Origin of the sequence: Acinetobacter sp. AS23 (assembly GCF_023612055.1) — a bacterium.
In the GTDB taxonomy this organism is placed as follows: Bacteria; Pseudomonadota; Gammaproteobacteria; order Pseudomonadales; family Moraxellaceae; genus Acinetobacter; species Acinetobacter oleivorans.
Genome location: NZ_CP082274.1, coordinates 1,831,084 through 1,843,143 on the forward strand (window position 1 = coordinate 1,831,084; position 12,060 = coordinate 1,843,143).

Here is a 12,060-nt window from a genome sequence, read left to right on the forward strand (position 1 = left end):
AATTAAATGAAAACAATAAATTAATAGCTAAAAAGTTATAAAATGAGTGTGAAATATATTGTTAATCGTTAAAAGAAAACTAGGTAAAAGAGATGTCTTTATTTGAAGAATGTAAAAATGCACTCAAAAATGATTTTCAAATTATTAGTGATATAGACTCAGAAGATGTTTATACGAAGTTGAATATGTATCCCATAAAACAAAACTATATTTTATGGAAAAATATAGATTTCAAAGATTTTGATGACATGGAAGAGTTGTTAGAAAGCATGCAAACGATTCAGAATGAAAATGTCTATGTCGTTGCAGATGATCAGAATATTCCAGTCTTTACTTCTAAGCTGACATCAATAATCGAAAATATATACGATGTTATGGCTCTATGTCCTAAAGTCTTTATTTTTAATGAAACTATCCTGTTAGAACCACTTTTTCCAACTTACACCGTTAGAGTGGCTTTTAATCCTAACTTAAATAAACCTTATATTTAAGGTTTTTCTTAATTGTGTAATTAAAAGAAAAATTAATCCTGCCAATAAGGTGTTTCACCGTAGACTTCAGCAAAATAATCAATAATTACCCGAATGTTTAAGGGCGGATGACGCACATTAGGATAAATTGCTGCGATGTGCTGTGGTTGAGGTTTAATAGATGCTTCATATTGAGGTAAAAGTTTTATTAATTTGCCGTGCTTTAATGCCTCACCAATGAGCCAGTCAGGAAATAAAACAATTCCCATCCCATTGAGTGCAGCCGTCATTAAGCTCTCAGCATTATTTGAAGCAAGTAAAGGCATAATTGGATAATGTACCCATTCCTCATTTGGTTTTCTAATTAACCAACGGTTAGGTCCTTCAAACCCTTTATAGACTAAGCATTTATGGTCATTGAGTGCCTTGGGGTGATCAAGAGTACCGTATTTAGCAATATAAGCAGGAGAGGCCGCCAAATGATATTTTTGTGTGCCAAAAATACGCGCATGAAATGATGAATCTGTGAGGGTTCCAATGCGAAATATTAAATCAGTACTATCCCGAAGAGGATCTATAAATTCGTCTGTCTGAATCAGTTCTATTAAAAGCCGTGGATAACGTTCTGATAAACCCGCTAACCACGGTGCAATATGCCTTTGACCAAAAAATACGGGAGCATTAATTCTAACCAATCCAGAGGGTTCTACAGTTTTATCCTGTAATGCCTTTTGAGCTTCATCAAATTGCTCTGTAATTCTTTTAGCATATTCAAAAAATAATTTACCCGATTCGGTCGGTGTGATTGCTCGTGTATTTCGATAAAAAAGTTGCTGTCCCAAGGCATCTTCTAACTGTTGAATAGTCCGAGAAATCATCGATGCCGAAACATCTTCTTTTCTCGCCACAACAGAGAAGTTTTGAGCTTTATATACACTGATAAAAAAGCGAAGGGTACGAATATCAATCGAATTTGACAAATTCATCTGTGCAATTTCTGCAAAAGTGATTCATGGATTATGCTGTTTTTCTGCTGAATTGGCTACTTTATGATTCGTTGCCTAAATACCAGGAGGCAATGTTCATGCAAATTCTATTACTGTTTCTAACCATTTTAGGTGGGATGGGGCTATCCGTAGAAGCTGGTCTTTTAGGGCCATTAGGTACAGAAGTTGGGGAGTTGTGGGCCACTTTTAGTATTTTTGGAGTAGGGGCAGCACTTACTTTTTTATTGATGTTGTTTTTTAGTCCACGTAACAGTCCTTCATTTTTTACTCTTCCATCATGGCAGTTATTGGGTGGGGTAATTGGCCCGATCTACGTCATTATTCTCACCATTACAGCGCCGATTATTGGTATTGCCATGACCATGATTGGGATTTTGGCTGGTCAAGTTTTTAAGAGCCTGATTATTGATCATTATGGGTTACTCGGAACCCCACATAGAAAAGTAGATCGAAAACGTGTGCTTGCGCTTGTTTTTATTGTGGTTGCACTTTCATTAGTCGCAAAAGCATAAGGGGGAAATATGACTATATTGATGATTTTATTGGCAGTCATCGGCGGTGCTTTACTCAGTGTACAAGCGGCAATTAATGGACAGCTTGGCAGTAAAGTTGGCGTATTCCGTAGTGCATTTTTAACGTTTTCGGTAGGCGCTTTAATTACTGCATTACTTATTTTTTATTTTGAACCCAAGCAAACTTTAACCCTATTAGATGTACCTAAATGGCAATTACTGGGTGCAATGTGTGGCGTTCCTTATATTGTGATTATGGTCTTAGCTGTGCAAAGAATCGGGGCGGCTGTTGCAACAGTTGCGGTTATTTTTGGGCAACTTCTCATGAGTATGTTAATTGATAATTTTGGTTGGTTTGGCAATGAAATTCTGCCTTTTTCAACTTATAGATTGGGCGCGCTCATTTGTTTAGCGATTGCGCTTTATTTTATATATTCAAGTAGTAAAACGACTCAAATTGAACCTAACAGCTAACATGTTTATAAAACAGGAGGGTTTTATTAAGTTAATATTTAAGGTTTTTCTTAATTGTGTAATTAAATGAAAAACAATAATTAATTAAATAATTTCTAGCCAATTTCACATTGACACCTTAATTTTTGAAGATTACCATTTGCGGGCTGGCCTACATTGCCAGACGGTTTTGACGGACCGTTATTTGAACCACATCAGGATTATTTCTTCTGAGGAAGAGTCTTGTGTGCACACCTCGTTCCCTCCCGTAGCGGTAGGACGGGAGTGGGACACTTTCGAGTGTGCTGGAGTTCAAACCAGTCCGTCAACCTGCTTCCGTTCTGCCACCATAATTTATAATGTTTCGGCAGAACTCCCAAAAGAAGGAGTTGGCTATGCACATTCATAAATTATTGGCAGTTACTGTCAAAATCTATCTCGACACAACTTAAATCAATTTAAAGCAGTTTGATGAGTTATAGGCTTATCGGACTTTAATTCGTCACGACTAAAACTTAGCAACAATAAAACTTGAGATGTGCCACGCACAGTCTTTACGGCTTTGCTGTGCCTTTTTTTCTCCCAGAGAAGGCACAGGCTTTTTTTATCTCTTTTGAAACAACAAGAATTTATAACGGTAAAACTATGCCAACTTTAGAAACATCTTCCAAAAAATTACAGGTTATTCATACTGCAATAGAGCTGTTCAATCTCTATGGATTTCACAATACGGGCGTGGACTTAATTGCCAAAGAATCCAAAATTCCTAAAGCCACTTTTTATAACTACTTCCACTCAAAAGAGCGGCTTGTTGAAAGGTGTGTATCTTTTCAAAAAAGCCGATTGAAAGAAGAAGTGATGGCAATTATTTACTCAAGCCGTTACCGAACCTCAAGCGATAAACTCAAAGAGATTATTGTTTTACATGTCAATTTTAATAGTCTGTACTATCTATTACTTAAAGCCGTTTTTGAAATTAAACAGATTTACTCTCAGGCCTACCAAATGGCAATTGAGTATAGAAAATGGTTGCTCCGAGAACTTTTTGATCTGGTTTTTAGTTTAGAGAACAGTACACTAAAACCCGATGCCAATATGGTTTTAAACTTAATTGATGGTTTGATGTTCCAGATTTTAAGCTCAAATCGTTTGGATGAAAGGGATGTAGTGGTGGAGATGTTTTTTTGTACTTAAAGTCAACTAATTATAAAGAGGATGAAAGGTTATATGCGGATATAACCTTATAAAATATTAAAATAAGAATTTTCTATATCTTAATATACATTAACTTCATTATTGTTATTTATATTTTTAATTGCCAGTCTAGGGATCATTAAGTCATCTTGGAAGTCATATATTATCATTTCTGGATGATTTAAATCAAAGGCTTGACCAAACCAAATACAGGCCGCATTTGAAGCGCAAGGTAATATATGTATTTTGGTAATCCCTTTTGCTTTTAAAGCATGTAATAAATTATGAATATCTCGCATAAAAATGAGACCTCTTTCGGGGTTTCTTATTGCTCCATTCCCCATATATTTTGCTTTAGCAGTAATATTAATTATTGGAAATCCTAAGCTTTCAGCCATTTTATTAGAAAGGTCTGGATTAGCAGTTAAATTTAAGCGAATAGTTACTTGATTACAATCTTTTATTTTTTTAATACCATTAATAGTATAAGAAGTGTCGGTACATTCATGATTAGGCCACATCCAACAATTTCCATCCCTATACATTAACATTGGTATAAATTTTCCTTTGTTACCTAATTTGCTGCCTAAAGCGATTAAACATGGCATTGGACCAAAACCAAATATTGCTATTTTTTTATCATGGAATTTAGCTTGTCTAAGTAATTGTGAAGTTTGTGACTCAAAATCTTCTAGAAAATGTTTTTGATAGAATTCATCAGATGTTGCTCTTAGATGTGCTTGTGATATTTCATGAATAAGATCTTTATCTTTAAACATAATTGCTTTTAATGGACGAAGACAATTTGCAACATCTAATCTTGAAGGAGATTGAGGTATATTTTTGTTAACAGGCCAAAAAAATAAATAAACTGGCATTGGGTTGAAACTAAGAGAATCTAGCAAATCTTCACATTCTGCAATGAAGTTAAGTCTCATTTGTGAAAGATTCGCTGCTGTATATTCTGCACCTGCAACTTTATCAATTAATCTATGATGTTTTTCACATAATAATAAAATATTTTTTGGATCATCTGAAAGTTGATATGAGAAAAAGGGAATTCCTCGAGTAGATTTTTCAGAAGAAGCAACATTATGAGCTAACACACCATATGTACCACTTATACCTGTTATTTCATCAATATTTAACTTAATTCCACATCCATTGAACATGCATCTACCATGACTTGTATTAATAACTTGATTTTTACTTTTAGTATCTAAATCATCACCTCTTCCCGTCAGTAATTCAAAATCAAAAATACGGTTTAAAAATTCTTCTAAAATATTTACTGGACCTTTACCTTTTATTAGTTCCTTAATTTCATCTTTTAGATCAATATGTTGGGTTTGAGTTTTAACCCAAATTTCATCTAATTTAGAAAAATCTAAAAGGATTTTAACATCAATGGTTTCACCTTGAAGAGCGCGACTGCAAAATAAGATATCTTTAGATAGTAATTCACGGATAAAAGTTAAGGTATCTTCTAAATTTAAATTAATTCTGAAAAAAGCTAAAGGGTCATCATTCATTAATATAACAAAGATTATATTTTTACACTTTTCATCAATAATTACGCCTAATTTATCTATTTTAAAATGTTTATAAACTTCTTCAAAATATTTGGTTGCATTCTCTAAACTATCTATTGCAGGAAGAGAGGTTTGTAAACTAAGGGATTGCTCTAAATGCATATTAATTCCTGATTTTAATATAACCTAAATGAATGTTGATATTATTTCTAAAACTAACCCATACTCCTAATCTTATTCTTCCAACAATTAAATATAAAAAAGGATCATGAAAATTTTGCATAGAAGTAAAGACATTCTGTATGTCTTTTAAGTCTGTTTGAGAAGGAGAAGGGGTATCTTCTGGGTGTGTATGCCACAATCCTTGAAAATTTAAAAATTGTTCCGATTGTTTCCAAATATTTTGTAAAATATTATTGTGCTTTTTTGACCTATAAAAACTAGTAATGGTTTGTTTATCTTCATTAACTGGAAATGTAAAAGATTCAATAATCTTAGCTTTTGTATCTTTATCAGTTCTTCCAACTAAAATTCCTCCTGATTCAGGATCAAAAGATTTATATTGTATAAAGGTATTTAATTCAACTATTACTTTAGATTGAATAATAAATATATCACCTAAAGGGGTTTCACATTTTATTCTATTACCATTTATGTATTGCAACATGAGCATACTTCTTCATATATTTCATCTAAACTTATTATATTAACTCCATTTTTACTATTTACTTTTTCATAAAAATTAGAAGTTAATATGTTGTTTTTAACTGCATTATGATTTTCACCAGATAAAGAAATAAAACCTGTTTGATTATTTAGTGTGTATTCAGTAATATAGCTAGCAAGCTTTGAGCAATTTAAAGATGAAAAAGGAGTAAAAGCACCTGAGCAACCTGTTATGTTCTTAGATAGTATTTGTCCAGATTTAATATATTTATATTTTGGATTAAGACTTTTATTGGAATTGCTATCATAGTATAAACAATTCAAGCACCCACGTTCTTTATTGTTGAAAGATATAAAGTGACCTCCTAAATCATATGGTTCAACCCATCCAACTATAATATTAATATTTTTATTTATTTCAAAAATGGATTTTACTAAAGCTATTTCTGTTGGAGTATGTCCAATAGTAATAATTATTGTATCTATATTATTAATACAGTTAGATTGTATCCAATTTTCTGCATTAGTTATATATGGTTTTACTGTTAAGCCTGGTCTCTCTAATTCTATTTTTTTTGCTAAAGCCTCAGATTTAGCTATATTTACTTGTTGCAGTCCCAGTGAGTGCCTGAAAATATTATCCGTTGTTAGCTTTTCTGGATCAACTAATGAAAAATTATTAATACCAGTTTGGGCTAAAATTTCAATTACCTTCGAACCTAAAGCTCCACAACCAAATACAGCAATGTGTTTGTCTATTTGCTCTTGCCCAGTTCTTTTCAATAAGTAGTCTATCCACGCTCTTTGTGTTAGAGAAATTTTAAATTTTTGAAAAGATATTATATTTTTGTATGAATACCAAATTGAGTAAGAAAAGACTAAATATGTAAAGCCATTTTCATTTGGAACTCCAATTAAAACATTTTGATTACCTCTGCTCAACAATGTTTCTATTTTGTCAGAAGGTAGGGTATGAATAATTTTTAGAAAGTCTTCTTCTGAGAAAACAGTATCCATATGAGGAATAGGAAAAATAGAGGAGTCTTTTAATAGAATTTTATGTATTTTTACTTTCGTTAAATGTGTTTTATTAATATTGTTATTTTGGCCATCATCAATATGAGCTATTGTTTGGATTCCATTCTTATTTTTTTTCAACCATCCGTATAGAAAAGGCGTTGAACAGGGATCACTATGTAATTGTACATCATAATTCACATTATCAATATTTTCTAAGTATCCTTCTAATTCGTTATAAATACTTGTACGATTATTTAAATCAAGATTGTTAAATGATTGATTTAGTATTTGTAGAGTTTTTTCTAAAAAAAATGAAATTAATTTTTCATGTTTATTTCCATCAAAATTTTCACCTTGATGGTCTGTAGTGCAGATCAAACCGCTATGACCAACATGATCTAAAGCAGGTAAAGGCCTATTCAAAATTATAAAACTCGGTGGAATTGTCCAATTAGCTTTATTTTGAAAATTTAAACCTAGGCTAACTAATTTTTTATCAAAATAAATATCAAATTTTAATTTAATTTGAACTTTACTATTTTCCAGAATTTGGATATTTTGGGCCCCATAATCATATAATATATGATTAATTTTTTTTAACTTGTTTTCATTGAAAAACATTCACTTTTCCTATGCCGATTTACCATCTTGAATATAAATTGCTTCAGGCGTTGATTCTGAAACTTGATTTATTTCAGGAATAGGGAATTGGCTACCAAATGTTCTATTCAATACTTTACAAGCCTCCACTGTATCGCTTTCTTCGTTTACTTGCTCTAATGAATTTTTTAACTCTTCTAAACGATTTTTTAAAATATCCATTTGATTTTTTGTTAAATTTTCGAGTAAATCAACACCTTCATGAGCTGGTAAGTTTATTACAAGACGAAAATATGTTTGTGAGGTTTCTTCATCAATACTGTAATGGATAAAATTATCTAAAAAACTGTTAACCAAAGATAATATTGTATTGTTATCATTTTCATAATCACTTGAGTCAAGGTATTCATATATTGCTGAAGTAATAGCAATACTTTTAAAAAAAGCTAAATTATTTTTTTCATTTCTCCATTGTTTAAGATAACGAGTACATCGTCTAAATTGACTTCGTGCATCGCCTTTAAACTTATCCAGAATTGTTTCAGTAAGCTCCGTGGGATTTGAAATATCCCATACTTTAAACTCTGCTGAAGAATGTTCTTTCCCTCTTGCTAAATACATATTTTGATTAGTATCTTCTGCATAAATTGGTAAATCTACGTGATAATCTGGTTGCCCATTTTTAATGTAAGTTACTGTAACACATGGCTTTCTTATGTTTAATGTACGATTATTATGCTCTAGAGCTTCTGCAACAATTTTTTTTATCTCAACTGGACAATAGCTATCTTTATCACAATCTAATAAAACTCCCACATCAATATCATAGTCTCCTTCTTTGGGTTTAATTCCTGTACCTAAAGCATAACTGCCTTGATTAAATGATTCCAAGAATTGTGGACCTGAAGGATCTTTTTTTAATTCATTTTTTAAGGTGTCAATTAAAAGATCACGTTTTTCACGTAATGTATTTTCTTCATCATAACGCCCTAAACGAATATTAGTATGAAACTCCATGTATTGTTTTTGTGGATTAGCCATTGTTACTTTCCTGTTTTGTTTTTGTATTTATATGATGGCATTATAGTAAATTCAAGTTTAATTTTATTATTTATAACTAAATGTAAAAAATACTATAAATTCATTACATGAATTTATTGAGTACTGATTATTACTGTCATTAAAGAAAGCTCACAATTATGAGGGCTTTTTTATTACACATTGCTTAAAATACATACAGAAACCTCGCTAAAACGAGTTGGAACGCTACAAACGCGAATGATACTTTAAGTTTCACTCTTCCCAATAAGTGAGGTGAGCAATGAAATTGTTAGCTTTGTTCAGTATGGGAGTTGCAGCAAGTTATTGGTATAAAACTATAAAAGATAGCAAGCTAACTCTTCTGAAACCTAATTTTGATGAAATAGTAAAAAACTTTGTATTAGCAGAATTTAACACCTAATACATACCGCTAATTTTAATTAAATAAAAAGCTCATCGGAAGGTGAGCTTTTTTGTTTTATAGATTTCAGATTTTCTTTTAATAATAAAAAACACTCTAATGCACTTGTTTATTTAGTTGTTCTAAACTAACAATGCAGTAAAACAGGAGTGTTAAAGTATGAAATCAATAAGTGAGTACATTCCTAATGAGGAGCAAGAAGAGGAATCTTTGATTACTGCAAAAATTGATTCAGAAATTGGAAAATTAAGGAAAAGAAGGGATGAACATTTACTATCCTATATTGATGAGGAGAAAAATATTAAGTATAAAATTCAAATAGAAAGTTCAACCAAGAGTTGATATTCGATTAATAAAGCTTATCTACCCTAACCAATACGACTAAAAATTCCTGACCGTTTACAGTAAATAAAGCTCCGCAAAATATCTTTATTTTGGGGGGATTTTTTCTATATGTGTTAAGCTGATCTTCATAAATTTATGGATTATTACAATGTTTATTTGTATTGGCGGTGATTTAGATGGTGAAGTTGTATGTGACCGTGAAGGTACTTACTTTGAAGCCAGTGAAATAGATGCAAGTAAACAATCAACATACAACCGCCAGAGTTACTTAGTGGGCGAAAATATATATCGTTTTTGGCTTTGTGCAGAATTATCTTATTTTGAAATTACAAAAATAGCGAATGATCACTTGGCGCAAAAACATCCCTATCTTTCATAATTCACATATTAAAAAATAAGCCCGCCAATTATGGTGGGCTTAATCTATCTAGGCGGAGTCGGCTAAATAGGAGTTAAGTAAAAACAATTAAAAAAGCCCCTCATATCTGAGAGACTAGTCATATCAATTTTCTGGAATGAATGGCTGTAATTTCTTAAATAACTAAACAAATCAAATTGATAAAAGTAGTTAATAATATAATAAATCAGTGCACTAATTTATTCTTTATAGTAGCAGAGCCTCAAAACAACGTCCCAGGCACTGTTAATAAGAAATTATTTGTTATTAGGATCAGGTTGTTCATTATTCTCAGGCAGATCTTTTACTGTGCCTGGAACTTCTGAAGGTTGAGTTTCAGTAGGTGGTGTTGCAGGATGCTTGTTCATTTGAGATTTGATGATATTAGCGTGGTTAGTTGTATTTTGAGAAAAACTTTTAAAACCTGACATTTTTATCTTCTTATCTTCATTAGGGAGAGTTGATAGTACACTTTAAAGGCCTTTACATTGCGGTAGTTTTAAGACTCATGTGTGTTGATTTGTCCAAAAAAGGATCTTTATCTCGACAACTTATTTCATAAATAAAATCAATTAAATATAACCTGTTGAGTCTTATCCTTTAAATTTTGAAATTACCTTATCCAACTTTCAAGTAGGGGTACACAAAGTACACATATATAAATTTTTTCCACGTTTTGGATTGATAGTTTTTTAAAAATTAATTCAATCTAGTTGCCTACAAAATATTCATAGTATAAAAATATCGTTGGGCATAATATGTATGATTAAATTGGAGCATATTAATGCTAAAAGAAATTACAATTATTGATTTCCAAGGTAAAGAAAAAAGAGCGCACGCAAACTATACAGAAGTAGATACTAATAAAATCGGTCATTCATCTAGAGTTCAGAGACCCAAAGTTGAATATATTTTGTTAAAAGGTGAATGTATTTACCCTACTTTAAATTTGGTTTTCAACAGTTCCGATGGCAACAGCTATTATATAGAGTAAACATGATATGTCAGACAATTCAACAAAATGGCTTTGCGTGGGTGGTGTTCTAAGTGGTGAGTGGAGAGAGCAGCAATTAGAAGCATTTGATGTTGATCCTAATGATTTAAATACTCATAGTTATGAAGCAATGAAACTCATTAATCCTGTTACCAAGACAGAACAGCATTTCTATGTATATACCGAGTTACAAGAACACGCATATGACAGGGCAATAAATTTTGCCTTATCCAAAAATCAATAAGAACAAGAGAGCACTTAGGTGCTCTTTTTTTTAATAAATAGTCGTTGTATTTAAATCATAGATTTTATAAGCCTAGTATTAGCAGAATTTAAAGCCAATACATACCGTTAATTTTAATTAAATAAAAAGCTCATCGGAAGATAGGCTTTTTTATTGTAGTAGTGTTTATTTATTTTATTGTTGACTGTTAAAATTTAAAAATATATTTTGTCATTTTTGTTTTTCAATTCAACGAACTAAGAAATTATGAATAAATATCTTATGCTAACTCTTCTTGCAACATCTACTCTTTCTTTGACAGGTTGTGCGCAAATGTTTCCAGCTCAAGCTACCAAACTTGAAAATGGAAATTATATGATTCAAACCACTTCTAATATTTTAGGTTCTAATGAAGCAATGGAAAACAAAGTAAACAAAAAGGCTGAAACCGTTTGTGCTGGTAAAGGCTTTAGTGAAATAAATAATAATCATCAAACTCATAGCCAACGGATTTATACCGCTCAAGTAATTACAACAGGCACATATAAGACCTTCAATAAGACGATTAAATGTAATTAACCACTTTTATTGATAGCAATTGAACCCACTTTGGTGGTTTTTTTTAAAGGTGGTTTTTAATTTGTAGAAAGTGTTATAACTTTGAACCCGACTAAATAAAGATTATTAGTGGGATTTTTATTTTATAAAGTAGATGGCTTCTAAGTCCTTCTTAAAAAAATCAATAATCCAAAACAAAATATAAATACAATATACCAAGTGTCTCTTACGAGTTGATAGTCGCCTATACTTTGTAGTATTTCAAATATAGGTCCACATGCAAATATTGATACCAGTACATATCCTGCAAGTGTAATGCCCCAGTCATCAAGGCCAAGTTTACGTTCTGGTTTTTGACCAGTTGATTTTCTTTTGAGCCATTTTAAGAATGACTTATAGTAAAAATATAAAGCTCCCATCCCCACAATCATTAGTATAAGTGTGTCGAAGGGACCACTATAAGAGGAGCTTCCCATTCTTGGGCTTATATGTATTGCAGCTAATCCATGTAGTGATGTAGACAATAATATTAATAATGCACTTAATTTTTTTATCATAGTAAATATAACTTAACTCAACATAGATTTTAGGAAATTAAAGGAAAAGATTAATTTATGTAAAAGTGAA

The 12,060-nt window shown here is 31.4% G+C and carries 17 protein-coding genes; 10 read left to right on the forward strand and 7 right to left on the reverse strand.

The genetic code is table 11. The annotated features are described in order from the left end of the window. The first annotated feature begins 92 nt into the window (after positions 1-92). Positions 93-491 (forward strand): CDI toxin immunity protein, encoded by a 399-nt coding sequence (locus K6I41_RS08570; RefSeq protein ID WP_250375639.1) that lies wholly within the window; start codon positions 93-95, stop codon positions 489-491. Positions 492-523: 32 nt separating this feature from the next. Here K6I41_RS08570 and K6I41_RS08575 read toward each other — a convergent pair whose 3' ends face one another. Then, positions 524-1,456 (reverse strand): LysR family transcriptional regulator, encoded by a 933-nt coding sequence (locus tag K6I41_RS08575; RefSeq protein ID WP_250375640.1) that lies wholly within the window; start codon positions 1,454-1,456, stop codon positions 524-526. A 98-nt stretch (positions 1,457-1,554) separates the two neighbouring features. On the opposite strand from K6I41_RS08575, the gene K6I41_RS08580 reads away from it, so the two are divergent. The 3 genes from K6I41_RS08580 to K6I41_RS08590 all read left to right on the forward strand — a co-directional run bounded on the left by K6I41_RS08580 (position 1,555) and on the right by K6I41_RS08590 (position 3,636). Continuing rightward, entirely contained in the window at positions 1,555-1,989 is a 435-nt protein-coding gene (locus tag K6I41_RS08580) for a DMT family transporter (RefSeq protein ID WP_004792134.1), read from the forward strand. 9 nt (positions 1,990-1,998) lie between these two features. Continuing rightward, a complete protein-coding gene (locus tag K6I41_RS08585) occupies positions 1,999-2,463 on the forward strand; it encodes a DMT family transporter (RefSeq protein WP_250375641.1) in 465 nt (154 codons plus the stop codon). 624 nt (positions 2,464-3,087) lie between these two features. Next, positions 3,088-3,636 carry a TetR/AcrR family transcriptional regulator gene (locus K6I41_RS08590; RefSeq protein WP_250375642.1) on the forward strand — a complete coding sequence of 183 codons (549 nt, stop codon included), beginning with the start codon at positions 3,088-3,090 and terminating at the stop codon, positions 3,634-3,636. An 80-nt stretch (positions 3,637-3,716) separates the two neighbouring features. On the opposite strand, the gene K6I41_RS08595 is transcribed toward K6I41_RS08590, so the two are convergent. The 4 genes from K6I41_RS08595 to K6I41_RS08610 are packed head-to-tail and all read right to left on the reverse strand — an operon-like array spanning position 3,717 to position 8,495. Continuing rightward, complete coding sequence (locus K6I41_RS08595) at positions 3,717-5,330, reverse strand: SAVED domain-containing protein (RefSeq protein WP_250375643.1); 1,614 nt, start codon at positions 5,328-5,330, stop codon at positions 3,717-3,719. 1 nt (position 5,331) lies between these two features. Then, positions 5,332-5,835, reverse strand: coding sequence for a Mov34/MPN/PAD-1 family protein (locus tag K6I41_RS08600; RefSeq protein WP_250375644.1), 504 nt, complete (start codon positions 5,833-5,835; stop codon positions 5,332-5,334). Next, positions 5,820-7,475: a ThiF family adenylyltransferase gene (locus tag K6I41_RS08605; protein WP_250375645.1), complete on the reverse strand. Its 1,656-nt coding sequence runs from the start codon at positions 7,473-7,475 to the stop codon at positions 5,820-5,822. Before K6I41_RS08605 ends, K6I41_RS08600 begins: the two co-directional genes overlap by 16 nt. A gap of 9 nt (positions 7,476-7,484) precedes the next feature. After that, positions 7,485-8,495: a nucleotidyltransferase domain-containing protein gene (locus K6I41_RS08610; protein ID WP_250375646.1), complete on the reverse strand. Its 1,011-nt coding sequence runs from the start codon at positions 8,493-8,495 to the stop codon at positions 7,485-7,487. A 280-nt stretch (positions 8,496-8,775) separates the two neighbouring features. Between K6I41_RS08610 and K6I41_RS08615 the strand changes: the two genes are divergently transcribed. The 3 genes from K6I41_RS08615 (at position 8,776) to K6I41_RS08625 (ending at position 9,640) form a co-directional block, all read left to right on the forward strand. Then, a complete protein-coding gene (locus K6I41_RS08615) occupies positions 8,776-8,916 on the forward strand; it encodes a hypothetical protein (protein WP_013197772.1) in 141 nt (46 codons plus the stop codon). A 159-nt stretch (positions 8,917-9,075) separates the two neighbouring features. Further along, complete coding sequence (locus K6I41_RS08620) at positions 9,076-9,258, forward strand: hypothetical protein (protein WP_013197773.1); 183 nt, start codon at positions 9,076-9,078, stop codon at positions 9,256-9,258. A 151-nt stretch (positions 9,259-9,409) separates the two neighbouring features. Then, the gene (locus tag K6I41_RS08625; RefSeq protein ID WP_250375647.1) at positions 9,410-9,640 is read left to right on the forward strand and encodes a hypothetical protein; all 231 of its coding nucleotides are present in this window, start codon (positions 9,410-9,412) and stop codon (positions 9,638-9,640) included. A 275-nt stretch (positions 9,641-9,915) separates the two neighbouring features. Here the strand turns inward: K6I41_RS08625 and K6I41_RS08630 are convergent, their stop codons facing one another. Then, on the reverse strand, positions 9,916-10,089 hold the full coding sequence (locus K6I41_RS08630; RefSeq protein WP_005305641.1) for a hypothetical protein: 174 nt from the start codon (positions 10,087-10,089) through the stop codon (positions 9,916-9,918). 353 nt (positions 10,090-10,442) lie between these two features. Here K6I41_RS08630 and K6I41_RS08635 point away from each other — a divergent pair, with 353 nt between their 5' ends. The 3 genes from K6I41_RS08635 to K6I41_RS08645 all read left to right on the forward strand — a co-directional run bounded on the left by K6I41_RS08635 (position 10,443) and on the right by K6I41_RS08645 (position 11,454). After that, positions 10,443-10,652, forward strand: a complete 210-nt coding sequence (locus tag K6I41_RS08635) for a hypothetical protein (protein ID WP_005305637.1) — start codon at positions 10,443-10,445, stop codon at positions 10,650-10,652. 7 nt (positions 10,653-10,659) lie between these two features. Next, positions 10,660-10,896 (forward strand): hypothetical protein, encoded by a 237-nt coding sequence (locus K6I41_RS08640; protein ID WP_013197775.1) that lies wholly within the window; start codon positions 10,660-10,662, stop codon positions 10,894-10,896. Positions 10,897-11,142: 246 nt separating this feature from the next. Continuing rightward, on the forward strand, positions 11,143-11,454 hold the full coding sequence (locus tag K6I41_RS08645; protein ID WP_250375648.1) for a hypothetical protein: 312 nt from the start codon (positions 11,143-11,145) through the stop codon (positions 11,452-11,454). Positions 11,455-11,594: 140 nt separating this feature from the next. Here K6I41_RS08645 and K6I41_RS08650 read toward each other — a convergent pair whose 3' ends face one another. After that, positions 11,595-11,990, reverse strand: a complete 396-nt coding sequence (locus K6I41_RS08650; RefSeq protein WP_350028598.1) for a putative four-helix membrane protein — start codon at positions 11,988-11,990, stop codon at positions 11,595-11,597. Positions 11,991-12,060: the final 70 nt, after the last annotated feature.